This window comes from Alteromonas aestuariivivens (assembly GCF_003367475.1).
Classification (GTDB): domain Bacteria; phylum Pseudomonadota; class Gammaproteobacteria; order Enterobacterales; family Alteromonadaceae; genus Alteromonas; species Alteromonas aestuariivivens.
The window spans coordinates 269,935-296,313 of record NZ_QRHA01000005.1; the positions used below are offsets into that span (position 1 = coordinate 269,935).

Sequence of the window (26,379 nt, forward strand, 5' to 3'; positions counted from 1 at the left end):
CGAATTAACTGGCGTGCTGATAAACGTGGTTGCGGCCGTATTTTTTAGACTGATGCAACGCCAGATCAGCGGCAGACAGTAAGGTATCCAGCTTGTAGCCGGTTTGATTGGTATCGCACACCCCGAAGCTGGCAGACAGATTGAATTTTTTTCCGGTCATATGGGTTTCCAGGGTTTCCACTGCGGTGCGGCACACTTCGGCCAGTTTCATCGCTTCATCGGAACACGTTTCCCTCAGCAGCACTGCAAACTCTTCGCCGCCCATGCGGGCCAGCGTGGCGGATTTTGGTGCCAGTTCGTGCAGGTAACGCACCACTTCGCGAAGCACCCAGTCTCCCACCTTATGGCCGAAATCGTCATTCACCCGTTTAAAATGATCTAAATCCAACAGCATCAAAGAAACCGTTTGATTATTGAGTTTCGCCGACTGCAAAAAGCCATCGGCAATGTCGGTAAAGTGAGCACGGTTGTATAGGCCGGTTAGGGGGTCGGTGGTGGCTAACACGCGCAAACGCTGCTGTACGGTACGGTTGCGGAACGACCACAAACACAGCCCTGCCAGCAACACACACACCAGCCCCAGTAACAAACGGTTGTTTCTTAGTTGCACCACCGACAGTTCCGATTCAGCCTTGGCCAGCTTGTAGCGCTCGCTCATCAGGGCCAGCTCGCTTTCTTTTTCGGCCAGATTGAATTTGGCCTGCTGGATGGCCAGGGATTTGGCCACACTTTGCTTGTGAAACGAATCCCGAAGCTCTGTTTTTTTGTTCAGATACTGGTAGGCCTGCTCAAAATTGCCCTCCCGTTTCGCCACTTCCGCAAGGGTTGTGTAGGCAGTAATTAAGGTCTCGGCATACTGCTCATTAGGGTCGGCATCGATAACTTTTAACGCCTGCTCACGGGCGGTGGGTAAATCCTGCTTCAACAGATAATATTCGGCAAAGGCGCTGCGGATAGCGGAATCGGCGTAGACGAAACCAAATTGTTCAATACCATGCTTGATTTTAACAATTAAAGAGTCCGCAATATTCAACTGGCTGTTACTTATGTAATATCGAAAAAGCAAATGCTGATTTAGGATTTCGTAAAATGATTGTGACGCAGCCCTACACTCAGAAATTGCATGATTTGCTCTGCTTTCAAAATCTAATGGATATTCATCAATCCGATCTAAAAATTCGTTTTGAGTAGTGTAAGCGATACACCGGTGACTAGCTTTGTCAAATACTCCATCAAGCATTCTTTCTACATAATATTTTGCTAAAGAATATTGCTCTGCAAATAATTTTGCTTTAGCCAAATTATGATAAGCATTGAATTTAGATTCTAGACTGTAGGGCCCCTGCAGCTCACTCTCTAAAATACTACCTAATTCAAAACTTTGCTGCCATTTACTCATAGATGTAGCAATGTTTAACATTGATCCGAGAGTACGAATTTTGAGCTCACCTGGAGCCAAATTGGGCAACAAATCACTGTATAGATTCAATGTATGGGCTAAATCTCCTGAGAACGTAGAAAAGTAAGCCTGAAGATATTCAAAGAAAAAACGCTCTTGTTCCGACAGGCTACTTATCTCAACTTGTTCCATCAAAGCAGCAGCTTTTTCAGTATCCGTAAGCCTTATGGAATCAATTTTTTTTAGTAGAGCGTTGCCCGCCCAGCATGGGCAGGCAACAAATATTGCTAAAAAAAATATTGCTATTGATTGCTTTTTCAAAAATTTAATACCGCGAACTATTATACCCCTCAAGATTCCTTATCTGGCGCGTCAACTGGCTCTTCTTCTGGACTGTCGGGATCCGTTACGGTCATAAATAGGTTCATGACTTTAGCACTGGCTTTCAACATTTCAATTTCTTGTCGTTGCTTTTCAGTCAAATCTTCCCAGGTGGCATTCACATCAATGGCGAGTTTTTCTAACGTTTCTACTGCAGACATACTCTCTTTCCTTGTGGGTGGTTAAATCTGGTTGATTGCCGCTAGCTGGGCAACAATCTGTTCGTTCTTTAGCAATTTCTTGCCCGGCGGTATCACCATAGTTGTAACCGGGTTTAACTCGGCGGTGGCCAGGTCTTTCAATTCAATCCAGTCCATGCGCACGGCGTCGGTGATCAGCGAAGGGCACTCGTACAGGCCAACCTTGTGCTCAGGGGTATAGTGCTCCAATAGCATGTCTACCAGCACCTGGCGCTCGGCGGCGCTGCTGACCCGTTTGGAAATGCTCAAATCGCCGGCCAGCGCAATTTGCCAAAGGATCACATAGGAATAAGGGTTAATAATGTGGTTGTAAAACATGTACTGGCTGGCTTCAAAATGCTGGCAGCCGTAGGTGCCCGGGTCTATGCCCATATCGGCATACAGGCAGTCTTCGGCGGATATGCCCGGCTCCATGTGGGCGTTAAAGCCTTCTTTTCTGGCCTGGGCTATGGCCTGGTGAGGTACTTTGGCAAACACTCCGGGGTGGCCGTAAAACGCCCCCACCACACGCTTGCCGGCGCGAATTTCCGCCATTATGGCTTCGTGCATTTCCTGGTAGGTAATGCGGCGGTCCTTGTTTTCACCGTACATACCCTGCAACGAACGCACATCCGGGTTCATGGTGGCTATCCAGTCTTCCATTATCGGGTGGCAACTGGTGAAAACCACATCGGCACTTTCAATATGATGGCGGCACCGCTGGGAAATGTGTGCGCCTAATGTCATTCCCGGGCCTACACACACCAAACTGCCCTTGTTATTATTCATACTACTGCTCCGCGTACTGCTCTGCGTATTGCTCAACATACCCTGTTGTTATTCAAAACCATTATGCCAAACGATGTCCGTCAGGCAAGCAAAAATTAACGCTAATGTAACACCCGCTCTGCAGCGCTTATTGGCTGTACTCTATCAATAAAAGTTGAGTTTGCCGGCCGTTTAAATAGTGCACGCTTTTACCGTCAAACCAGGCCTGCTCTTCCAGCATAATGCGCACCGCCCCACCCCACTGGGGAGCGTCGGTAGCGGCATTCAGTTCTATCGAATAGGCGGTGTTGGCGTGCAGCGGGTAGTCGCCCTCTACCGGTACCCCACCCTGGGCATCCCACATACCCAGCGTGGTACCCGCCGCATGGCCGTGAAAACCTATCGGGTGAGTGTAAATGCTCGGGGTGATTCCTTCACTGATGGCCTGCTCACGGGAGGCCTTTAACACCTGGTTGCCACTGCGCCCCAGTAAAAACTGGCTGGTAAAAATGTCCTGCAGGCGGTTGGCGTTAGCCAGTGCCTGCTGCAAATAATCAGGGGCCTGGGTTTCGCCGGGCCTGAGTACGTAGGCGTGCTGCTGCTGATCTGAATTTAACCGCAAGTACGTCATACCAAAATCCACGTGCAACAGGTCGCCTGGCTGGATTACACCGGCGGCCGCGTGGCTACTGAAATCATTATTTTTGGTTTGGCTACTGCGCTGAATGGAAACACTGGGGTGAAACCAGTTGGTGAGCTTGTGGGCACGGGTTTGTTCCCGCAGCCACCACTCTACCTGCTCGGTGGTGGTTACACCCGGTGTGATCACCTCGCGGGAAAACGCGCGGGCAATCAGTTGGTGGCCCAGCGCCACCAGAGCAGGATAAACTGCCATTTCCGCTTCCGAGCGGGTTTCCAGCCAGCCCACGGCCAGGTATTCGGCACTCACCAGGCGGTTACGATATGGATCTGACAGAGCCTGCACCAGCAACTCATGATCCGTGGCGGCAAGCCCATCGGCATGGTTGAAATACACCGACTTGTTGATGCCTATCCTGTTCGGTTGTTTAGTGGCAATAAGTTGTGCCAGCGCCGCGAACTGATGTGGCTGCTTTTGTGGGTCCCAGGCCTTTTTGAACAGATTCCCTACGTCGTAGCGGGCAATGGCCCAGCGCTCAAGCGGCTTACCTGCGCCGGGGTCAAAAATCACCAGTATGGTGCGGCGTCGGGCCGACAGCCAATCCGCCGGTAACATGGTTTCCAGTACCGGGTCTTCGTTGTATTCGCGGGAAATGAGCACCCACATATCAATGCCCTCTCGGCGCATGATGTCCGGTAACACATGGCTAAAGCGAAACTCTGTGTTACTGTCGACCCATGCCGCGCGCTCCTGCATGGAAAGCAAGCCAGTCTCGGCATTGGTGGCACCGGAAAACATCAGCACGGCCAAGGTCGCTAACGACGAGGCAAATTTCATAAGCTATTCTCATTATTGGTTTTTAGCGCACTATTGCGCGAATTTAGCCTCGAATCAAGCCAACCGATAACCCGCGCTGGGATGACAAGCGGCAGCAGCCTGCTACAATGGCGCGCAAAAACCGGAGCCCGCATGCGTAAACACATTTACATCGCCTATACCGGTGGCACCATCGGTATGAAACCCTCTTCTCACGGCTATGTGCCGGCTGCAGGATTTCTCGGCCGCACACTGGAAGCCATGCCGGAATTTCACCGCCAGGAAATGCCCAGATTCACGCTTAAGGAATACACACACCTCATCGATTCCTCCGACATGAACCCGGCAGACTGGCAACGCATCGCCGACGACATTGCCGCCCATTACCACGAGTACGACGGCTTCATTATTCTTCACGGCACCGACACCATGGCCTACACCGCTTCGGCACTGAGTTTCATGCTTGAAGACCTGAGCAAACCCGTTATTGTGACCGGCTCGCAAATTCCGCTGGCAGAGCTGCGCTCCGACGGCCAGGTAAACCTGCTCAACGCCCTGTACATAGCCGCCAACTACCCCATTGCCGAAGTCAGTCTGTTTTTCAATAACCGGTTGCTGCGTGGAAACCGCAGCCGAAAGGTCGACGCCGATGGTTTTAACGCCTTTGACTCGCCCAACTTTCCGCCACTACTGGAAGCGGGCATCAATATTCGCCTGAACGCCGGCACGCTGGCGGCTAAACCCTCTACTTCCCTGACCATCAGCGCTGTAAAAGCCCAGCCAATTGGCCTGGTGAGCCTGTACCCCGGCATTTCGGCAGAAGTAATCAAAAATACCCTGCAACAGCCGGTAAACGCCCTGATACTTTTGAGCTACGGGGTGGGCAATGCGCCGCAAAACCCGGCGTTGCTTGAGCAACTGCAATACGCCGAAGAAAGTGAGATTGTGGTACTCAACTGTACCCAGTGCCTGCGCGGGCGGGTGAATATGGAAGGCTACGCCACCGGCCAGAGCCTGCGTGACGCAGGGGTAATTTCCGGCAGCGACATGACCCCCGAAGCCGCACTGGCCAAATTGCATTACCTGCTCAGCAAATCACTGACTTTTGAACAGCTCAAAGCACAGCTAAAACTGAATCTGCGTGGTGAACTGAGTGAATAAGGAATAGCGATGACACAACATCAAGGCACACTGCGCAAAATGCACACGGCAGCCGATGAAGACAACCTGGTTCACTATACCCTGCCGGTAGGTGACGAACTGGTAGCCATGAACCCGCTGATAGGCCAGAAAATTGTCCTCAGTTTCGAAGGCCAGATCGCATGCGTACACTGCGGCAGCAAAACCAAAAAAAGTTTTAACCAAGGCTACTGTTATCGTTGCCTTATAAGCCTTGCCCAGTGCGACACCTGCATCATAAAGCCGGAGCTGTGCCATTATCATCAGGGCACTTGCCGGGAACCTCAATGGGGCGAGGCCCACTGCCTTACTGACCACTTTGTGTACCTGGCCAATACAGGTACATTAAAAGTAGGCATTACCCGCCACGTGACCGACGGCATTTCCAGCCGCTGGATGGATCAGGGCGCGACTCAGGCGCTGGTTATGCTCAGAGTGAAAGACCGCCTCACCAGTGGCCTGGTGGAAACCGCATTCAAACAGCACATTGCCGACAAAACGAATTGGCGCACCATGTTAAAGGGTGCTCCGGCCGAACAGGATTTACACGCCAGCATGCAGGCTTTACTGAAGGAAATTGCGCCGCAGCTTGAACAGCTCTCAGCACAGCAGGGCCTGCAGGCAATTCAGCCGGTAGAGCACAGTGGCCATGCCATTCACTACCCTGTGCAGCACTACCCGGACAAAATCAAATCCATCAACCTGGACAAAACGCCGGCGTTTGAAGGGGAACTGGTGGGCATCAAGGGCCAGTACTGGCTTCTGGATGGCGACCGGGTCATCAACATCCGTAAATACGCGGGTTATAAAGTGACCTTATCAGTATAGAACGTAAAAGGGGCCCACGGCCCCTCAGCCTGATGACAAACTAGTGCGCGCGAAACTGCGGCTTTAGAAGTCAGCTGACCTCTTCGCCTGCCAGTTCCCGGGCCAAATCGTCGAGTTTCGACAGGGTACCGTCAAACTCGCCTACCGCGTAACGGTACTTTACCTTTACATGCCGACTGGACTGGCCGTATTTGACCACCAGCCCTTCACAGTCGAAATGGCTTACGGTATTGAGAAACCGATAGGCCTGCGGCTCGCTGGGAAACTGATATTCAATCTGGTTTTCCATTGCTGCTCACGCCTCTGCCAGAGTTTGTCGATAGTTGTCCAGGCAGGTCTTCAGGCGAGCTAACAAAGGAATTTCCTCCTCGCTCAGTGGCCCGTGGGATATCCACGCCTCAATCAGTTCCTCTACCGACAGAAAGCTGCCCTGCTCCAGCTTGGCAGTCATCATGGCAAGCTGCACATCCTGGCGAACATTGTCGCTGTCGTCGGGTGTGCTCATACCAAAAGTAACCTCCAGCATGATGGTCAGCCACAGGCGCGAAAAGTGCGGTTTGCTGCTTTGACTGAAACGGGATTGCCAGCGTTTGTCCAGCGCCTGCCAGATTGTTGAATCAATCTGCTCCTCTGGAACGGACTCGGCTGTGCGCCACTGCCCCAACGCCCTAACCAAATCCTGGTGCTGCTTATGTAAAGCCTGCTGCTGACGCTGCAGGCTAACAGTGGCAATTTGCTCGTGCACGGCGCTGATTTCACGGCGTAACTGCCCTGCCGCCTTTGCAGGCAAGCCGGCAATGGCAGCTTCAGCCTCAGCCAGTGCTGAACGGGTTGCATCAATGCTGTCCAGCGTCACGCCCGCTGCCAGCGCAGACAACTGCTGCTTAAGTGCCTCAACCTGGGTCTGGTTCTGCTTTTCAGTTTGCTGGCGCAGTTTTTTGGCGTTGCCAAACAGCTCATCGTTGGCGCGGCGAAACGCCTGCCAAAGGCGGTTATCAAAGCGACGGCCAGACGGGCCAATCTGCTTCCATTGCTGTTGCAGCTGTTGCGCTTTTTGGCATGCCGCACCCACATCTTCGTCTTCCACCAGTAGCAGGGTCTGCTCCACCAAAGCCTGCTTCTGCTGGCGATTTTGCTGATGCCACTGGGCTACCTTTTCTGCCAACGGTTGAAGCGCCGCCTCCCAGCCCTGCTTTAGTGAGCCGTATTCTTCTTTGCTCACCGGCCCGGCTTCACGCCAGCGGGCTTTTAACCCTTCCAGCTCAGACGCCAGAGCATCTGCAGATAACTCGGGATCGAGTGCGGATACGGCATTAATCAGATCCTGACGCACGCCCAGTGCCTGCTTACGCTGCTGTTCAAGCTGCTCGAAATATTCCCGGCAGGGTAAAAATGCCTGCTCCAGAATCGCATCAAACCTGGTGTTTAGCTCATCGTCTTCCTGCTCACCAGTGCTGCCCAGGCTGTTCCATTGATTGCGCAGGGTTCGGATGGTGCTGACACGATGATGAACGTCATCGATATTTTCATTCAACAGGCCCTTCGCCTGTTCGAGTAATGCCGGCTTGCGCGGTTTGGCCAGATAGCTTTGCCAGCCTTCCAGCCGCTCAATCTGTTGCTGCAGTTGCTCGAAACGCCGCTCAATCCGGGCTTTCGCATCCCCTGATAGCGAGTGGTAATCGCAGCTCAATTTACCGAAACGGGACATCGCCGCCCGGAATCGACCTGCGTCGATTAAGCCTGAAATACTGCTGATGTGCTTACGGCACTGTTTCAGCCCTTCTTCACTGGCGGCTTTTTGCTGTTTGAAATGAGCCTGCCAACGTTTGCTGTACTTTGACCAGCGCTCGGCCCAGTCTGCCGGAATGCGCGGAAACTGCCCTTTCAGGCTTTGCCACTCAGTGCGCACCTGCTGCCAGCTTTGCGCATTGTCTTCGGTTCCAGGCTCAAGCGCCTGCGCACGGTCAAGTGCAGCAATGGCCTGTTGCGCCAGCGCCTGCAGTTCTGGCAGTGCCTGCACTTCCTGCTCCAGTCTGGCAAGCTGTTTGTGCCACTTTTCAAGGCCAGCCTTGTCCAGTGCCGTCTGGGCTGACACCAACTCAGCAAGCTTCTGTACCTGCGCGGTCAGCTCTGTCTGACGAACCGCATCAATCTTACCCGGCTGCCGGTAACTTTCGGCCAGGGCCTGCTCAACCTCTGCGGCTACCTGCTGCATCGCCTGCAGGCTGGCCTGTGCTTCCCGCTCAGCCTGCTTCGCCAGCCAATGGGTTTTCAGGCGTTCAGAATGCCGGGCCAGTTGTTCCGTTATCCGGGTGTGTTTGTGCTCAAGCTGTTGCCGGATTTCCGGGCTTAAACACGCGAAATCCGCACACAGTAGCTGATACTCCTGCTGCAACTTCACCATTTTGCTGCAGACCGTCTCATAATCGCTCTTATCCATCAACGCCTGCAGTTTGGACAGCACCAGCGTGGTGTCACGCTCCAGTTGAATAGGGCGTTGTTGAGCTGCAAGCCGGGAATCAATTAGCTCGCTCAGGCGAGCCTTAACGTCGGGATCTGAGACTTTGCGCTGCAATTTCTGCAGCAAATCAGCGTCCTGCATGCCTTCCAGCATTTCCAGTTGCAGTGCTTTACCTGCTCGTTTAAGGAAGAACGCCTGCAACACCGAAGGTCTATCAACCCGAGCGAGTAAACGCTTTGCCAAACCATGGTTGGCGGCAATGTCATCGTCTTCCATCAGGACTTTGATGATCAGGTCGGTCGGTGCCGATTCCAGCAGATAGGCTTTGCGCTCTGATTCACTCAGCGGCAATGCATTGTTTTTGAACACCGCTTCTTCAACCCACCGCGCCGCATTGCGCGCAACCACTTCGTTATGGCTGGTTTGGGCGGCCTTTTGCCACAGCGCAAAGTCATTGAGCTTTTTCAACGCGGCCAGCACCACTTGTGCGCTGTCATCATTGAACGCCAGTTCATGCAAAATCGATTTTTCCGCCGGCTTTTCAACCGACAGTTTGGCTACTGAGCCCTTGCGGACCTGCGGGTCGTCATTACGATAGGATGGAACAAAAAAGCGATTAAAAATCATCCTGCTTAAACCGTGCAATAGTGGATTGGGATCCCGTAGGGTTGAGTTCAGCTTTCAGTTCACGTTTACTTTTATGTACTATCTGGCCGTCTTCACCCACCGTCATGTGTTCTGTCGACTTGGCTATTTTTGACTGATACAAAAACACCGCCTGCAGGCAGTGGGCCTTTTGTTCTTCGGACAGTGGTGAACCGTCCAGCCATTTACCGGTTTCTACTGCGAGTTTGAGTCGCTCGTACACCTCAGGTGTCATGGCCGCGAGAAGTTGTTCAATGTTCATGATGAAAACCGTTTGATGATCACAATGCGGACCCGGTTGACGATATACCACACAAAGCCCACTACTGAGGCAAGAATGGCAAGGTTGTGCTGCAAATCACCGGGCTTGGTACCGCCCCAGTACATAAAGCCAAAGCCGGCAATAAACATCAGCATGGCCAGCATCGACTGATTTTGCAGGCTGTGCAGCTTTTTGAATCGGGTCAGGTTCTGTTTGCGCAGCAAATCGTCGGCAGACGCATCGCCCACTTTAAACTCGCAATGGTGACATTCTGCCGCTTTGTCGGAAATTTTTTTGCCACATGAAGGACATTCTGTCAGTGCCATACAATGCTCCTGTTTAGTTTACGTTCACAACCAGGGCAGCAATGGTCAGTAAAAGCAATTCGAAAGATTAGAAATTGGGCCTTGCCTGCCGGCTGGGCCTGCTGGCTTGGCCTGCTGGCGTAACCCATAGGCTCCGCCTAAAAAACCAAAAGCGCGAAAGCATAAACACCAAGGCTACCTTGTTTACACCTTCACGCTTTTTGACAGTAATAAACTTATTTGTTCACTTTTGCCCAGTAATCATTGACCGTCTGCTTCATTTCCTTGCTCAGCAACACTATACCAAACAGGTTCGGCAGAGTCATAACCACAATGGCCACTGCAGACAAAGCCCACACCAGAGTGGTGTCTGAAAACGATGCCCACACGAATCCGGCTACGTAAATTACCCGGTAAGGCATTACCGAACGGGGGCCGAGCAGATAGGTCATGGCACGGTCACCGTAATAGGACCAGGCAATGGCTGTGGAAAACGCAAACAGCATCAGGCCAATAGATACAATGTACTGGCCAAAATCACCAAAGAACCCGCGGGTGAAGGCGATGGTGGTCAGTGCTGCCGAATGAACCAGCGATTTTCCACTGATTTCCAGGTTTTCTTTAACCGGCTTGCCCTTTTCTATCTTCAGTGTTCCAGTAAAGGGGTCTTCGTTGCCTAAAGAATACGTTACGTCTTCGGCTACTGAACGGGCATTGATCAGGGTGAATCCATCGCTCACAGCAGTGCCGTTGACCACCTGGATTGTGCCGCTGAAGGGGGTAATGCCCGAATCGTCAATATCATTGATGTACTTGTACAGGTTTTCTACGTCCTGCTGTTTGCTGTCATCGTAATGGCCGCTGACAAACAGCATATCGGAACGGTCAAAGACGTTCTGGTGCTTCTCTTTCCAGACGCCGGAAGACAGGATCACCAACCCGGTTACGGTACAAATCAAAATGGTGTCGATAAACGGCTCAAGCAGAGAAACCATACCTTCTGATGCCGGCTCTTTGGTTTTCGCTGCCGCGTGGGCGATGGGAGCAGACCCTTGCCCGGCTTCGTTGGAAAACAGACCACGGTTTACCCCACGGTTGAACGCATACGCCAGTGACGCACCAAGGAAGCCTCCGGCTGCCGCTGAACCACTGAACGCATCGCCAATCACCGCGGCGAAAGACGGGCCGATATTTTCTAGGTTGGCAAAGATAACGCCCAACGCGCCTATCAGGTAAATCACCGCCATCAAAGGCACTACCTTCGCCGTAAAGGCTGCAATACGCTGAATGCCACCCAAAATAACCAGGGCCAGCAGAATACCCAGTACGCTGCCGACAATCAGCGGGTCAAAGCCGAAGGTGGCTTCGATACTGGTAGCAATGCCATTACTCTGCGGCAGGTTTCCGGTACCAAACGAACTGATAACAGTGGCAACGGCAAAGGCTACGGCCAGCCATTTCATGTTCAGGCGACGATCCATGTAATACATGGGGCCACCCGCCATTGTGCCATCCTCGGTTTGCACCCGGTATTTATGCGACAGGGTTACTTCCACAAACTTGGTGGTCATACCCAAAAAAGCCGTTGCCCACATCCAGAATAGCGCTGCCGGGCCGCCGAGGAAAATCGCAAATGCCACACCACTGATATTACCCGTACCCACAGTGCCGGACAACGCGGTGGTCAGTGCACGGAAATGGGTGGTATCGCCAGGGTCGCCCTTGTGATCAAATTTACCGGTAACCACCTGCCACGCATGCTTGAAATACCGGATTTGCGGAAATTTAAGGTAAATAGTGAAAAACAAGCCCACACCGAGCAAAACGAAAGGAAACCACGGGGCCCCTCCGAGCATGCCATCCAAAGACACGAGAAAATTATATAAAGCTTCCAACTTCTTCCCCTTGTTGTAATTGTTTTTAGTGCCTGATTATTATTATCGTAATTGTGAAACCACTGCACGCACCGCAACGAGCAAATCTTCACCCAGCTGTCGGCAGCGTTGAACCGACCAGCCGAATTCGCTGTCCGGAAGGTTAATATTGTCCTTAAACGGCATTTCAAATGTGTAGGACAGGCAATCAAACTGATGCCCGACGGCATTCGACGCAACGGTAAGATTGGCCTTACCCGGTTCATCCTTCGGATAGCCATATTCATCCTGGAACTCAGGCGTGGTATTCAAAAGTGCAGCTTTGAAATTGTCTTCCAGTTGCTTGAGACGCTCGGAATAATTCGGGATCCCCTCACTGCCGGCGACAAAATTGTAAGGCAGCGCTTCATCACCGTGCAGGTCAAGATACAGGTCTACCCCACTGTGCTGCATGGCCTGAAGTACGTAATACACTTCCGGGCTCTTTTCCAAAGAAGGAGTGGCCCACTCGCGGTTCAGATTCACCCCTGCCGCATTGGTACGCAGATGCCCGCGCACTGCGCCGTCCGGGTTCATATTCGGTACCACATAGAAAACCGCCTGATCCAGCAGGCTTCTGGCTAATCCATCCTGCTCGTCCAGAAGGCGGTAAATCAAGCCCTCTGCGCACCATTCAGCCATGGTTTCTCCAGGATGCTGGCGGGCGGTGACCCAGATTTTCTTTTTGCCCGGCTCTTCATCACCAATCACCAGTACCGACATATCCCGACCGTCCAGGGTTTGCCCCAGCAGACGGTGTTCACAATGGAGCGACATTTGCGCGTCATGGATCAAGTCCAGGTGGCGCTCATAGCTGTAGGGAATAAAGTACGCGAAGTAAACGCTGGGTTGCTCGGGTGTGAAAGCGAAGGTGAGGTTGTCACCGTCAAATTCGGTATCAACCCGAAACCAGGTTTGTCTGTCGTAGGAAGCCAGCACCCGGTAATCTTCCCACCCCTTTGGGTAAGCGGACTTCGCCAGGTCGCACAAGCGAATGCGATGCAATTCAAACGGCTCGCCGAACAAGCGAAAATGGAACCATTGGTAGAATTCAGATTGATTGTCTTTTTGAATACGCAGGACGATATCGCCCGCTGACTCCGCACTCACCACCTGGATGTTGCCGGAATCAAACTGACTGGATATATGCATTTTTCTGTCGTGGCCCTTATAATTTTGCCGGCTAATTTAGCATACTCAACCACCCAAATACCACGCTTTACTCGGCCTATTCCGTGTCCGAAGGCGGCGTGGCAAGCCATGTGCGCAATTTTAGACCAATCGCCGAACTGTAACCGAGAGACTTGTCTATTACGGTAAAGTTCTCATCCAGCAAATAGTAGGTCGGGTAACCGGTGACCTGAAAAATTTCCCGGGTCTGTTCCGTCCCAAGGTACACCCGCCCTTTCACATCGGCGCGTTCCATAAACTCCTCGACCTCAGCCGGATTGTTATAGTCCAGCGCAATACGCACTACCCGGTACTCACCCCGGTCAACGTAGTCGAGATTGCCAATGCTGACACGGCATATCTGACACCAGGGCGCAAAAAAGTACACCAGGGTTCGCTTGCTGGCGACCGGTGCGATGGTATGTGTGTTACCCGATAATGTTGGTAATGTTATGGGTACAATGTTCGTTTCGCCATTGGTTGGGAGCATGCCTTTGGTTTGCCACCATTGAACGGTGTACAAAACCAGACACAAAAATACCCCATCTCGGACCCAGCGCATCCAGCGTTGACGGAACCACGGCCATGCTGATTTTTCAGTCACGGTCTTGCCTATCTACTAATTGGATTATAAGAACTGTCGAATTCGAGTGTTTTGGCTTAATTATGATTTTCTAACACATCATGACATTGCATTTTGTACACACAAGGTACAAAAAAACCGGCGCAGGATCTACAGCACCGGCAACATATTATGAGTATTTTTTTAAATCGGAATGGTTGGCACCGTTAATTGCGCCATATCACGGATTACACGCATAACCTGGCAACTGTAACCAAACTCATTATCGTACCAGAGGTACAGGGTGACCCGGTTTCCGGCCACGATAGTTGCCTGTGAATCTACCACGGATGCTGCCTGGGTCCCCACCAGATCGGTGGACACAATTTCAGTGCTGGCGGTGTAATCAATCTGGTGCTGAAGAGACGAAAACAGCGACGTATTGCGCAAAAATTCATTCACACTCAGCTTATCGGTTTCAGCCGCAAGATTCAGATTCAGGATCGCCAGCGAAACATTCGGGGTGGGCACACGTATGGCATTCCCGGTAAGCTTTCCTTCCAGTTTTGGGTACGCCTTGGCCACAGCTTTTGCTGCACCGGTTTCCGTCAGCACCATATTCAGCGGTGCGCTGCGCCCCCTGCGATCCGCTTTATGGAAATTGTCGATAAGATTCTGGTCGTTGGTGTACGAATGCACAGTTTCAACATGGCCACTGACAATACCAAATTCCTCATCCAATGCCTTCAGCACTGGCGTGATCGCATTGGTAGTACAACTGGCGGCGGACATAATGGTGTCGTTTTCGGCAATGTCGCCGTGGTTGACACCGTGCACAATATTTTTAATGTCACCCTTGCCCGGTGCAGTCAGCAACACCTTGGCGGCACCTTTGGCTTTAAGGTGCAGGCCGAGCCCGTCACGATCCCGCCACATCCCGGTGTTATCGACCACAATGGCGTTGTCAATTCCATAACGGGTGTAATCCACTTCTGCCGGGCTGTTGGCGTAAATTACCTGAATGAAAGAACCGTTCGCCTTAATGGCGTTCCTTTCAGTATCTACCGTGATGCTGCCGTTAAATGGCCCGTGAACAGAATCACGACGTAACAGGCTGGCGCGTTTTTCAAGATCGCCCTCTTTGCCGCCGCGAACCACGATTGCGCGAAGCCGTAGTTTGTTGTTTTTACCCTGACGCTCTATGAGCAATCGGGCCAAAAGCCTGCCAATGCGGCCAAACCCGTACAAGACCACATCGCGGGGTGCCTGATTGTCGTCGGTGTTGTAAACACCGGAAAGCTGACCTTCCAGATAACGATGCAAATCATTCTGTTCCACACCGGTGCCATAGTGAAAGTCAAACGCCAGTTTACCGATGTCAATTTCCGCCGGAGCCAGCTTCATGGTGCTCAACGCCTCAAGGATTGGCCAGCTTTCCCGCAAACGCAGCTTTATGCCTTCGTGCAGCCGCACAGTTCGGTGTGCTTTTATGATATCGATGGCACTGGCATTTAACAAAGAACGCCCATACACCGAAATTTCAACCGCATGGTTACGATATAGTTTGCCAATCAGCGGCAACATCCGTTCGGCGAATTCCTGCCGTTCCTGCCAGCTGGTCTGTAACTCCTGTTCAAACTGTTGATTCATGCATTTGCCTTATAAAGTAAAATTTATGGTGGGTTTGCACGACAGACCGAATTTTTAGGGTACACTGAGGTGATTTATGTCGTCTGGTGCTTACGGGCAGTATTTTAAGTAAACCGACAAGGAACGCCAAATTGTTGATAAGTTTCAAGTATTCAATGAAAAAGCCGTTTTTTAGCAATTTGTTTAGTAAATTTCCCACAACTTACAAAAAACACCGGTTTATCGTACCGATGCTCGGCGTTGCCCTCATCAGTGGTTGCGAGGGCATGTTCGAACCATCGATTGCGGAAATCTGTCGTCAGGACAGTGGTTTTTGCGATGATCTCAATCCGGATGGCTGGTGTCGGGCCGAAAAAGCAGAAATCATTCGCCATCGCTACCGCCACCGGGAGGATGAAACCGAATTTGATAAATATCAGCTGCTTATGATTTTTGAAGATTACAAAGTCTGTATCGGAAAGGCGGCTCAAATTCAGCACATCAAATACCGCGAAAAAGAAACCGGCCGGATGAAAGGCCTGTTGACAGCGCAACGGGAAATCAAGCGTCTGTCCCGCGAAACCCGTCATTCCCAGGAACCCCATCTGGTGTATTACCAATGGTCCCGTTACGGCCATGAGGACGCCTTGAAACTGTTCCTCGATTACGCCGAAAAAGACCAGCTAACCACCCCTGACCTGCAAATCGCGCTGGCATCCATACAGGTTAAAACCGACCTGGATAAGACCAAGGGGTCCCTTTACCGGGCGCTGAGTCTGTACAGCGACGATCAGGTGATTGACGACGAAATCTTTGACACCCTGGTAACCATTGCCCTGGATCAGGAAAGGTACCATATGGCATATGTGTGGTCGCGGGTCGCCAGTCATTTCAGCAAACGGGTGAACGATGAACAGCTGGCCATGTTGGCGAACAAGCACCAGCTGTCCGCAGATTCCCTGGACGATGTGGCAGACGAAATCACAAATGCCATAGAAGGCCGCGATTTCGATGCCCATCAGTTGGGACTGGATCGACTTTAATGGGCTGGCTGAAATAAACTTTCATCACAAAAAATCTTACTCCAGTTAAAAACCGGCCATTTTAATGGAATTGACCGGTTTTCTGCGCCAGAAAGATTGAAATTTGGCCAGCAGTAAAGACTGCATTGGGGTTTGACAATGGGCCAGGGTCAGCCCTTTATCTGCTGATTGTCTTCGGAGCAAAACGTCAGTGAGACGGAATTAACGCAATAGCGCTGGCCTGTAGGATTTGGCCCATCCGGAAACACATGGCCCAGGTGGGCCTGACATTGGGTGCAATAGATTTCGGTTCGCCGCATACCGTGGCTGTTATCGTCACGGTATCCCACATTCCCCTGTTCAGACTGTGCATAGAAAGAAGGCCAACCGCATCCGGAATCAAATTTGGTCTGCCCTGTGAACAGTTCTGCACCACAGCACTTGCACACGTAACTGCCGGGGCGCGACTCGTCAAGCAATACGCCGGTAAAAGGTCTTTCTGTACCGGCCTGACGACACACACGGTACTCTTCGTCGGAGAGTTGAGATTTCCAGTGGTCGTCGGTGGCCATAATTTTCTCGCTCGTTATAAATTACCGTTTAATAGCAATTTGTGGGCGCTGTGGATCACTCCAGGCAATGTGAAACTTCTTGCCGGCAGGTTTATCGGTACGCTGATAGGTATGCGCGCCGAAGTAGTCACGCTGCCCCTGCAACAAATTGGCAGGCAGCACTGCCGAGCGATACGCATCGTAGTAGCTGAGGGCAGACATCATACCTGGGCAGGGAATACCCGCGAGTGTGGCCTGGGCAATCGCTGAGCGCCAGTCAGACTGGAATTCGGTGATTTGTTCAGCAAAATATGGGGCCATCAAGAGGTTATCGAGATGTTCATCCTGTTCGTAAGCCTGGGCGATGGATTGCAGAAACACGGCCCGGATAATACAACCGGCCCGCCAGATTTTGGCAATTTCACCAAATTCCAGTTCCCAGCCATGCTCTTTGGCTGCGGTTGCCATCAGTTGGAACCCCTGTGCATAGGCACAGATTTTAGAGCAGTAGAGAGCCTGCTCAAGTTGCTCGATCATGGCAAGCTTCTGGCTACTCTCAAGATTAAGCGGAGCAGGCCCCTGAAGTTTTTTGCTGGCCAGCAAACGTTCATCTTTGAGGGCCGAAATACTGCGGGCGAATACCGCAGAGGTAATCGTTTGTGCCGGGCTTCCCAGTTGCAGAGCACTGACCGCTGTCCACAAACCGGTGCCTTTTTGACCCGCCTTATCGAGGATCACATCTACCAATGGCTGCTGGGTTTCCGGATCAAGTTGTTCCAGCACTTCCGCACTGATTTCCATCAGATAACTGTTGAGTTTGCCTTCATTCCAGCGGCGAAAAACCGCAGCAATCTCAGCCGGAGTCATATCCAAAGCATCACGCATAATGTGGTAGGTTTCGCAAATCAGCTGCATATCGGCGTATTCAATGCCATTGTGCACCATTTTCACGTAATGCCCTGCGCCCTGAGGGCCTATATAGGTAGCACAAGGCTCGCCTTCGGTAACCGGCTTACCCGGAGTAAAGGACTCAATGGGTTTACCGGTTTTGGCATCAACTTTCGCAGCGATGGCTTTAAGCACCGGCTCAAGCCGGGTCCAGGCGTAACGATCACCTGAAGGCATCAGTGAAGGGCCGAATCTTGCCCCAACCTCACCACCCGATACGGCAGTTGAGAAAAACAGAAATTTACCTTTGAACCGTGCTTCACGTTCTACCGAATCAGTCCACAGACTGTTTCCGGTGTCGACAACGATATCGTCGGCTTCAATACCAGCGTCAATAAGGTGATTACAGACATGATCAACCGGCTCCCCGGCGGGAACGGACAGAATAATCATATGAGGGGACTTGAGATTTTTGAGCAATTCAGTAAAGGAATTACACCCTACAACCCGGGCTTCCCTGTCGCCGCGCTCGTTAGCGTCCTGAGCGATAATGGCATCCACTTTAGACGGGTCCAAATCAAAACAGGCAATACGATAGCCATGGTCGGCCAGATTCAGGGTCAGGTTACTGCCCATTACGCCTAAACCAATAAAGCCAATATCACACTCGCCCGCAGGTTGCGAACTGCCACCCTCTTTTTGCATTGATCTCACCTCACAATTCAGATGGCTGCGAATATTACCATCTGTTAAACAGTTGAACAGTAATAATTACAGCTTTTTTGTTATCTGACAGAGACAAACAGAATGTATGCAGGCCATTTTCGGGCCTGCACACTGTTTAGCGTAATGCTTCAGAATAGCGGAACACTGCCAGGCTTCGGCCAGCCTGCAGGAAAACCCGCTGGATGCAGATCCTGGGTTGCTCAGAAAGCGAACAGTAACGGGTGTCGAGCTCCAGTGTCCACCCCCCTATGGGTGACAAATGAGGCAAATTAAAACGCACGTCATTGTCGCTGGCGTTAAAACCCAAAAACCAGTGTTCAGTCTGACCTGCGTCTCCCGCTACACCCCGGATTTCGACTCCGAACGCCTGGTTATGTGGTGCCTGCCAGTCTGCCGACAATTTATCGGAACCGTCCGGCTTATACCAGTGAATGCTTGCGACATTGGTGGCCAGATGAAAATGGTCGTCTTCAAGCAGCAATTGCGAGAGCAATCGACTGGATTGCCGCAACTCAATCACATACTGACAGAACTCCAGAAAATCCTGCTTTCGCTTATTGAGTTCCCAGTCATACCAGTTAAGTTCATTGTCCTGGCAGTAGGCATTGTTGTTCCCCTGCTGGGTGCGGCTCAACTCATCTCCCCCCAGAATGTGGGGAGTGCCCTGCGACAGGATCAGACTGGCAAACAGGTTGCGCTTCTGACGTTCCCGCAGCGCCAGAATTCGAGGCTCCGTGGTTTCACCTTCAACACCATAATTGGCAGAAAGGTTGTGGCCGTGGCCATCACGGTTCTCTTCACCATTGGCTAAATTATGCCTTTGTTCATAACTGACGAGATCCTGCAATGTGAATCCGTCGTGGTAAGTTACGTTATTTACCGAAGTGTTGATGTGGCGCCGGCCTTTGACAAATATGTCACGGGACCCCATCAGACGGGTAGCAAAATCGGCCGTAAGGCCTTTATCTCCGCGCCAGTATGCTCTGACGGTATCGCGAAACTTATCGTTCACCTCCAGCCAGGCCGGAGGAAAGGCGCCGACCTGATAACCGCCTGGCCCAATGTCCCAGGGTTCAGCCAACAGCACTGCCCGTTTTAATACCGGGTCCTGCCCAATGGCTCTCAGTAAACCCGAGTAGGGTGTGAAGTGCTGAGGGTCGCGCCCCAGGCACACAGCAAGGTCAAAACGAAAGCCATCAACGCCGATAATTTCATACCAGAAACGCATGGCGTCCATGATTAGCGTCATCATCACCGGCTGGGAAGTGTGTACTGTATTGCCACAACCGGAATGGTTACTGAACACCAAATCGCCGCCCTGGGATTGCTCAAGCAGATAGGCCTTATACGGGCAGAAACCTTTAAATGACAATATGGGGCCACCATGGCCACCTTCTGCTGTATGGTTAAACACCACATCCACAATCACTTCCAGTCCGGCTTCATGATAGGCATCAACCATTTTGCGCACTTCCGCCAGCGCATCTTTTTGCGCATAGCGCGGTTCAGGCGCAAAAAAGTTTACCGGGTTATACCCCCAGTAGTTGGTCAGCCCTTTTTCAGTGATATAGGGTTCCGGCATGAACGACGCCAGCGGCATAAACTGTACGGTGGTAACGCCAAGATTTTTCAGATGTGCCAGCACCGAAGGATGACAAGCCCCAAGATACTTTCCACGCATAGGCTTTGGCACATCAGGGTGACGCTGGGTCATACCTTTAACATGCGCTTCGTAAACAATGCGCTGATGGGCATCGTACTCAGGGCGCTCTACCGGTTTTTGCTCATAGGGATGAAGGTCAACCACAACCCCTTTGGGGATCATAAACTGGGAATCGTGCTGATAATGCCGCGCATTCCAGTGTATCGGACGATTAAGCTTTTTCGCATACGGATCAATCAGCAACTTGTCTGCCGGAGCACTGTGCAGCTCTCCGTCACCGCGGTCAACCCGATACGCATAATGCTGATTCTCACGAATTGACGACAGGTGACAATGCCAGTAGTCACCTGTCTTGGCTGGCATCAGAATCTCATTACTGGGTTCTTCCGTGTCTGAATGATACAAGCACAGAATAACCGCCCGCGCATCCGGGCAGTAAACTGAAAAATTGCATCCGGTCTCAGTCAGGCAAGCGCCAAGCGGAAAAGGGCTGCCCTCTTCCACCAACAATTGCTGTGAGGTACGGGCTTGGGCGTCCACGCCATCTCCTAGTCATGAATTAAATACAAAGTTGCCAGCGGGGGAATGGATATTTCAATCGAGTAAGGCTGATGATTCCAAGGCTTTGCTACTGCCTCCACAACCTCACTGACCGGGTATTCGCTCCCCCAAAATACCTGACTATCGGTATTCAGTACAAGCTTATATTTACCTGGGCGCATGACGCCGATGCGGAAACTGGGGCGCGGTACGGGCGTGAAGTTACTCACCACATAAAGATGCTGGCTGTCGCTGGCATCCTTGCGCACAAATGACAGAACACTTTGTTCACCGTTTTCATGATCAATCCAGGCAAAACCTTCCGGCTGATGATCGCATTCGTACAACGCCGGTTCGCTGGTGTAAAGACGATTAAGGGTTTTGTAGAGTGTTTGCAGGCCTTGGTGTTTGTCGAATGCCAGCAAATCCCATTGAAGCTCACCGTCATGATTCCACTCCCTGGCCTGGCCAATCTCATTACCCATAAAATTGAGTTTTTTACCCGGGTGACCAAACATAAAGGCCGCGTAGCTGCGCAGATTTGCAGCCTGCTGCCACTCATCCCCAGGCATTTTCCCTAGCATGCTGCCCTTGCCATGCACCACTTCATCATGCGATATGGGCAATATGAAGTTTTCGTGGTACGCGTAAACCATGCTGAAGGTAATGTCGCCATGATGGTAACAGCGATAGGCCGGATCTTTACTGATGTAATGCAAGGAATCGTGCATCCAGCCCATATTCCACTTAAAACCGAACCCCAGCCCACCGTCAAACACCGGTCGTGAGACCTTGGGAAATGACGTTGACTCCTCGGCAATGGTTACCGCATCAGGGAAGTGGCGGTAAACTTCTTCATTCATCCAGCGCAACAGGCTGATGGCCTCGTAATTCTCATTGCCACCGTCCACATTGGGTACCCATTCCCCTTCATTACGGGAATAGTCCAGATACAACATGGAAGCAACGGCATCAACGCGCAAGCCGTCAACGTGAAATTTATCCAGCCAGAACAGGGCATTGGCTACAAGAAACTGACGAACGGTATCTTTGCCGAAATCGTAAATGCAGGAGTTCCAGTCCGGATGCCATCCTCGGCGAGGGTCTTCGTATTCGTATACATGGCTACCGTCGAAGCGTGCAAGCCCATGGCCGTCTTCCGGGAAGTGAGCAGGTACCCAGTCGATGATCACACCAATCTGCTGTTGATGGCACTGATCAACAAAAAACTTAAAGTCATCCGGATCACCAAATCGGCTGGTCGGCGCGAACATACCAACCGGCTGATAGCCCCAGGACCCGTCAAACGGGTATTCCGACACCGGCAAAAGTTCAAGATGGGTATAGCCCATTTCCTTTACGTAGGGGATTAAATCTTCCGCCAGTTCACGGTAGCTGAGGTAACGCTTCTTCGATTTTGATTGCGGCCGTTTCCAGGAGCCCAGATGCACTTCATAAATGCTCATCGGACTGCGGTACTTGTCCTGCTTGCGCGATTCCATCCACACTTCGTCCTGCCACTGATACTGGCTGTGGTCGAACACCCTTGATGCATGTGAAGGAAACTGTTCAGCGTGAAAACCCAGCGGGTCTGCCTTGTGCGGCAGATCGTGCCCGTGAGCGTCTTTAATGTGGTATTTGTATCGTTCACCGGCAACGATGCCAGGCACAACCAGTACCCAGAACCCCAAATCGGTCTTCTGCATTGGGTGAAGACGACTGTCCCAGCGATTAAAGTCGCCGATTAATGAAACTGCACTGGCGTTAGGTGCATATACAGCAAAACGGGTGGCAGCAATGCCACCACTGGGGCCATCAAGCTCTATTAACTGCGCCCCGCCCTGACGATATAGATTTTGCGGCGCGTGGTCGATGAAATGCACCGCATGATAAGCCTGTTGCTGGAACTGATAGGGATCAACATAACTGTATTTCCCGTCAGCATTTTCTACATCGAGCTGGTAGATCTGGCCGTCTGAAAGAGCCGACGTCTGGCCGGTAAAAAGACTGGACCCCTTTGCTGCTGTGAGTTCCATCAGGGCTTTTTCCTGCCCGAGAACTGTGACCCCGACCTTGGTCGCACCAGGTATCCAGGCGGTGATGGCTGTGCCCCCGGCTGACTTCTTGGGCCCCAGGACCTCGAACGGATGGGCACATTTGTTCCATGCCATCTGCTGCTCTACTTGCATGCTCTACTCCTTTAAATGTTCGCAGTGACCTTCGGACTGCGAACATTCCGCTACTGCTTGGTACCGCTTTGGTTACTCATTGTTATTACTGGCTCTTTTTCGAGCGTCAGTGAGACGGCCTGCCAACTCCCGAATGTGGGAAGTGGCAAAAATGCTCTCAAGATCCGCACTCAGCTTACGCCGCCAGTTCGGATACTCATTGAACGTCCCCGGTATATTGACCGGTTTGTCCATTTCCAGCCAATCTTCCAACTGCAAACTTAGCAGAGAACTGGACCCGCCCGCCATATGCGTTTGCATGCCATAATTCAAAGCCCGGCTCATGCCGGTGGAATTGACGTCCCTGCCGACGGAACCGTCAACAGACAGATGCCCATGCAGTGTGTCCAGAATGGCCTGTTTGTTGGTATGACGATCAGCGTACAGGGTCGACAGAATTTCCTCTGTTGGGTACAAGCCTAATTCTTTACCCAATTCCAAATCAAGACAATGCCAAAAACCAATTAAAGTCGGCATATCATGAGTGGTCAGAGTAGACATAGACTGAATGGGGTAATGCGCCGGTGAATAAAAACCACCGTCTTCAGCCTGTTCAAAGAAAAATACCCGATAGGAATGTACCCCGTTGTCCGCCAGCTTACTTCGAATTTCTTCGGGAACGGTGCCCAGGTCTTCACCGATTACCAGGCTCTGATGGCGATGACTTTCCAGCGCCAGAATCCCAAGTAAATCGTCGACTGGGTAGTAGACGTATCCGCCATCGCGGGCATGATCCCCTTTGGTAACCCACCACAAACGCAGCAATGCCATTACGTGGTCGATACGCAGCGCACCGGAGGAAGCCATATTGGACGAAAACAAATCGATAATAGGCTGATACTGTTGCTGATAAAGTATTTTGGGATCCATGGGTGGCAAGCCCCAATTCTGCCCCAATGGGCCAAGAATATCTGGCGGAGCACCAACACTGGCACCCACACAATACAAATCTTTGTTCCCCCAAATTTCTGCACTGCCCTCACTGACACCTACCGCAAGATCCCGGTACAAACCGATTTCCATGCCGGCATTCTGCGCGGCCTGGCTGGCCTGCTCCAGTTGTTCGGCCGCCTGCCATTGCAGGAACTGATAGAAACGTACGCGTTTAAGATTGGCCTTTTTGAACTTGGCCACATCCGCCTTGTGATACTCCTTGAATTTTTCAGGAAATACCGGCCAGCCCCAAAACTCTTTACCGTCATTTTTAAGCGATTCCTGCAGGGCGTCATACACCGCCAGCATATCCAGGCTCTCGCCACCTTCTTTTACAAACGCTTTGAAACTGCGGTTCTGGCGGGTGTTTTTGGTCAGGTATTTGTCGTAATAAACATCAAACACCGCCGACAAAGCAGACAACTTCAGATCAGATACGGCGGCATAATCCACGTATTCCGCCGCTCTTGCCTGCTGCAGACGAGCCTGAAAATCGTTGGATTGCACCAGTTGCTGGACAGAATCATCCTCGTACCCTTCCAGCGCCGTTACGTCCAGGTAAAGATAATTTAGCCACTTGCGGGAGGACGGGCCGTAGGGACTGCAGGCATCCGGATTCGCCGGATACAATGCATGAATGGGGTTGAGACCAATAAAATCGGCCCCAACTTCAGCTGACTGACAAACCAGCCTGGCGAGATCAGAAAAATCCCCTATCCCCCAGTTATTTTCACTTCGCACACAATACAACTGAACGCTCAGGCCCCAGATTTTCTTGCCCTTTTCAATGGTTTCAGGAATGTAACAGGCAGCGGGTGCGATAATCAGGCGCATTTGCGCGACGCTGTCTGCATCTTTCGAAGGCCTGAGTACCAGACTGTGATAGCCCAAAGGTAAGATCTCAGGAAACTCAACCAGATACGCCTGATATTCTATATCTTCCAGTTCCGTTGCATTAACCAGATTGGCTTCAACCGGTGTGAACGGATGAGCAATCACCTTACCTTCCTCGGTAGTGACTTCGATCGTATACGCGTCGTTCACCAGTTCGATGGGCAGGCGCACTTCAATCTGTACCGACTCGGTTTCACGGCATACCTGTACCGGATTAAGGGGGGCTAGCCACAGAGCGCGAATTTCATCTTCGAACTGCTCGGACATTACCGATTCATTCTGGGTGTCGTACCCCAAAACCTGTAATAATTTTTCTTTACTGGCCTCAGCAATGGTGGCGGGATTCCCCCACGCATCGACATAGTTGGTTTCGATGCCCCGCATCTCAACGAGCTTTTGCAGAACGTGATTTGTCATTTTGTGCTATTCCTATATAGATCGTTGCGCGTGATACCACCCTCGGCCCACGTAAGGTGTATTTATCTGCGTTCTTAAATAATGAACGCAGATAAATACACCCTATCCAACGTACATAATTTTAACATTATTGTAGAACTCGCAGTGCAACGAAACTGAATACGATTGCAAAGAAAGCAAATTGTAATTTTGTAACAAGTATTGCTTTTTCTTTTGCCAAATTTGACATTTTGATCCATACTTTACGTAATTTTTTTTCATTTAGAACGAACATTAGAGGTACGTCATGACAATTCGCATCGGTATCAACGGTTTTGGACGCATCGGACGGCTGGTAATGCGCGCTGCAGCAGCTCGAAATGACATTGAAGTCGTCGCTATCAACGACCTGCTCGACACAGATTATATTGCTTATTTGTTAAAATACGATTCTACCCACGGTATTTTCGATGGCGATGTAAAAATCGAAAACGACCAGCTTATCGTAAACGGTTCTGTTATTCGCGTCACTTCCGAAATGGACCCGGCCAACCTGGCATGGGATGCAGTTGACGTTGACGTGGTGGTTGAATCCACCGGTTTGTTCCTGACCAAGGAAACTGCCGCCAAACACATTCAGGCAGGAGCCAAAAAAGTGGTTATGTCTGCGCCTTCAAAAGACGACACCCCGATGTTTGTTATGGGTGTGAATCACGACAGTTATGCCGGAGAAGCCATTGTCTCCAACGCTTCCTGTACCACCAACTGTCTTGCGCCTCTGGCCAAAGTTCTGAACGACAAATTTGGCATTGTGGACGGTCTGATGACCACTGTTCACGCCACCACTGCAACCCAGAAAACCGTAGACGGTCCTTCCAAGAAAGACTGGCGCGGTGGCCGTGGTGCAGGCCAGAACATCATTCCATCATCGACCGGTGCTGCAAAAGCAGTAGGTAAGGTAATTCCTGCATTGAACGGAAAACTGACCGGTATGGCCTTCCGTGTTCCTACTCCGAACGTTTCCGTGGTTGACCTGACTGTAAACCTGGCAACCCCAACCAGCTACGACGCAATTTGCGCTGCTATGAAAGAAGCGGCCGAAGGTGAACTAAAAGGCATTCTGAGCTACACCGAAGACGCGGTGGTTTCCAACGACTTCCTCGGCGACTCAAATACCTCAATTTTCGATGCTACTGCCGGTATTGCGTTGACCGATACCTTTGTAAAAGTGGTTTCCTGGTACGACAATGAGTGGGGCTACTCCAACAAGGTACTGGATCTGGTTAAACACATCAGCCAGTAAGCTTGTATACGCGGAAAAATTTCCGCTGTCAGACCTGACCGGCCAAAAAAAAGGTGTGATTGCATAATCACACCTTTTTTGTTGCCCGCTAATTTGTT

21 protein-coding genes are annotated in these 26,379 nt (G+C 51.4%); 4 read left to right on the forward strand and 17 right to left on the reverse strand.

What is annotated here, in order from left to right:
* Positions 1–4: 4 nt before the first annotated feature.
* The 4 genes from DXV75_RS08640 to DXV75_RS08655 all read right to left on the reverse strand — a co-directional run bounded on the left by DXV75_RS08640 (position 5) and on the right by DXV75_RS08655 (position 4,204).
* The gene (locus DXV75_RS08640; RefSeq protein ID WP_147291814.1) at positions 5–1,720 is read right to left on the reverse strand and encodes a GGDEF domain-containing protein; all 1,716 of its coding nucleotides are present in this window, start codon (positions 1,718–1,720) and stop codon (positions 5–7) included.
* A gap of 29 nt (positions 1,721–1,749) precedes the next feature.
* Positions 1,750–1,941 carry a hypothetical protein gene (locus DXV75_RS08645; RefSeq protein WP_115593004.1) on the reverse strand — a complete coding sequence of 64 codons (192 nt, stop codon included), beginning with the start codon at positions 1,939–1,941 and terminating at the stop codon, positions 1,750–1,752.
* A 21-nt stretch (positions 1,942–1,962) separates the two neighbouring features.
* Entirely contained in the window at positions 1,963–2,748 is a 786-nt protein-coding gene (locus DXV75_RS08650) for an SAM-dependent methyltransferase (protein WP_115593005.1), read from the reverse strand.
* 127 nt (positions 2,749–2,875) lie between these two features.
* On the reverse strand, positions 2,876–4,204 hold the full coding sequence (locus DXV75_RS08655; protein WP_115593006.1) for a M24 family metallopeptidase: 1,329 nt from the start codon (positions 4,202–4,204) through the stop codon (positions 2,876–2,878).
* A gap of 132 nt (positions 4,205–4,336) precedes the next feature.
* On the opposite strand from DXV75_RS08655, the gene ansA reads away from it, so the two are divergent.
* Positions 4,337–5,344 carry an asparaginase gene (gene ansA, locus DXV75_RS08660; RefSeq protein ID WP_115593073.1) on the forward strand — a complete coding sequence of 336 codons (1,008 nt, stop codon included), beginning with the start codon at positions 4,337–4,339 and terminating at the stop codon, positions 5,342–5,344.
* Positions 5,345–5,353: 9 nt separating this feature from the next.
* The gene (locus DXV75_RS08665) at positions 5,354–6,190 is read left to right on the forward strand and encodes a DUF2797 domain-containing protein (RefSeq protein ID WP_115593007.1); all 837 of its coding nucleotides are present in this window, start codon (positions 5,354–5,356) and stop codon (positions 6,188–6,190) included.
* A gap of 70 nt (positions 6,191–6,260) precedes the next feature.
* Here DXV75_RS08665 and DXV75_RS08670 read toward each other — a convergent pair whose 3' ends face one another.
* From DXV75_RS08670 to DXV75_RS08705, 8 genes are all read right to left on the reverse strand, one after another.
* Positions 6,261–6,479 (reverse strand): hypothetical protein, encoded by a 219-nt coding sequence (locus DXV75_RS08670; RefSeq protein ID WP_115593008.1) that lies wholly within the window; start codon positions 6,477–6,479, stop codon positions 6,261–6,263.
* Positions 6,480–6,485: 6 nt separating this feature from the next.
* Positions 6,486–9,278: a DUF349 domain-containing protein gene (locus tag DXV75_RS08675; RefSeq protein WP_115593009.1), complete on the reverse strand. Its 2,793-nt coding sequence runs from the start codon at positions 9,276–9,278 to the stop codon at positions 6,486–6,488.
* Positions 9,268–9,558, reverse strand: coding sequence for a YeaC family protein (locus DXV75_RS08680; protein ID WP_115593010.1), 291 nt, complete (start codon positions 9,556–9,558; stop codon positions 9,268–9,270). Before DXV75_RS08680 ends, DXV75_RS08675 begins: the two co-directional genes overlap by 11 nt.
* Positions 9,555–9,884 carry a zinc ribbon domain-containing protein gene (locus DXV75_RS08685; RefSeq protein WP_115593011.1) on the reverse strand — a complete coding sequence of 110 codons (330 nt, stop codon included), beginning with the start codon at positions 9,882–9,884 and terminating at the stop codon, positions 9,555–9,557. Before DXV75_RS08685 ends, DXV75_RS08680 begins: the two co-directional genes overlap by 4 nt.
* Positions 9,885–10,099: 215 nt before the next feature.
* Positions 10,100–11,758 carry an alanine/glycine:cation symporter family protein gene (locus DXV75_RS08690; protein ID WP_115593012.1) on the reverse strand — a complete coding sequence of 553 codons (1,659 nt, stop codon included), beginning with the start codon at positions 11,756–11,758 and terminating at the stop codon, positions 10,100–10,102.
* 42 nt (positions 11,759–11,800) lie between these two features.
* A complete protein-coding gene (locus DXV75_RS08695; protein ID WP_115593013.1) occupies positions 11,801–12,928 on the reverse strand; it encodes a M14 family metallopeptidase in 1,128 nt (375 codons plus the stop codon).
* A 76-nt stretch (positions 12,929–13,004) separates the two neighbouring features.
* Positions 13,005–13,550 carry a TlpA family protein disulfide reductase gene (locus DXV75_RS08700; RefSeq protein ID WP_147291815.1) on the reverse strand — a complete coding sequence of 182 codons (546 nt, stop codon included), beginning with the start codon at positions 13,548–13,550 and terminating at the stop codon, positions 13,005–13,007.
* 162 nt (positions 13,551–13,712) lie between these two features.
* Positions 13,713–15,158, reverse strand: coding sequence for a glyceraldehyde-3-phosphate dehydrogenase (locus DXV75_RS08705; protein WP_115593015.1), 1,446 nt, complete (start codon positions 15,156–15,158; stop codon positions 13,713–13,715).
* Positions 15,159–15,313: 155 nt separating this feature from the next.
* Between DXV75_RS08705 and DXV75_RS08710 the strand changes: the two genes are divergently transcribed.
* The gene (locus tag DXV75_RS08710) at positions 15,314–16,180 is read left to right on the forward strand and encodes a DUF2989 domain-containing protein (protein ID WP_245953153.1); all 867 of its coding nucleotides are present in this window, start codon (positions 15,314–15,316) and stop codon (positions 16,178–16,180) included.
* A gap of 149 nt (positions 16,181–16,329) precedes the next feature.
* On the opposite strand, the gene msrB is transcribed toward DXV75_RS08710, so the two are convergent.
* The 5 genes from msrB to malQ form a co-directional block, all read right to left on the reverse strand.
* A complete protein-coding gene (gene msrB / locus DXV75_RS08715) occupies positions 16,330–16,731 on the reverse strand; it encodes a peptide-methionine (R)-S-oxide reductase MsrB (RefSeq protein ID WP_181898390.1) in 402 nt (133 codons plus the stop codon).
* Positions 16,732–16,752: 21 nt separating this feature from the next.
* Entirely contained in the window at positions 16,753–18,303 is a 1,551-nt protein-coding gene (gndA, locus tag DXV75_RS08720) for an NADP-dependent phosphogluconate dehydrogenase (RefSeq protein ID WP_115593017.1), read from the reverse strand.
* Between the two features lie 136 nt (positions 18,304–18,439).
* Entirely contained in the window at positions 18,440–20,527 is a 2,088-nt protein-coding gene (glgX, locus tag DXV75_RS08725) for a glycogen debranching protein GlgX (RefSeq protein ID WP_115593018.1), read from the reverse strand.
* Between the two features lie 8 nt (positions 20,528–20,535).
* Positions 20,536–22,716, reverse strand: coding sequence for a 1,4-alpha-glucan branching protein GlgB (gene glgB / locus DXV75_RS08730; RefSeq protein WP_115593019.1), 2,181 nt, complete (start codon positions 22,714–22,716; stop codon positions 20,536–20,538).
* A gap of 72 nt (positions 22,717–22,788) precedes the next feature.
* Complete coding sequence (gene malQ / locus DXV75_RS08735; RefSeq protein ID WP_115593020.1) at positions 22,789–24,999, reverse strand: 4-alpha-glucanotransferase; 2,211 nt, start codon at positions 24,997–24,999, stop codon at positions 22,789–22,791.
* Positions 25,000–25,285: 286 nt separating this feature from the next.
* Here malQ and gap point away from each other — a divergent pair, with 286 nt between their 5' ends.
* Positions 25,286–26,281: a type I glyceraldehyde-3-phosphate dehydrogenase gene (gene gap, locus DXV75_RS08740; RefSeq protein ID WP_115593021.1), complete on the forward strand. Its 996-nt coding sequence runs from the start codon at positions 25,286–25,288 to the stop codon at positions 26,279–26,281.
* The last annotated feature ends 98 nt before the right edge of the window (positions 26,282–26,379 follow it).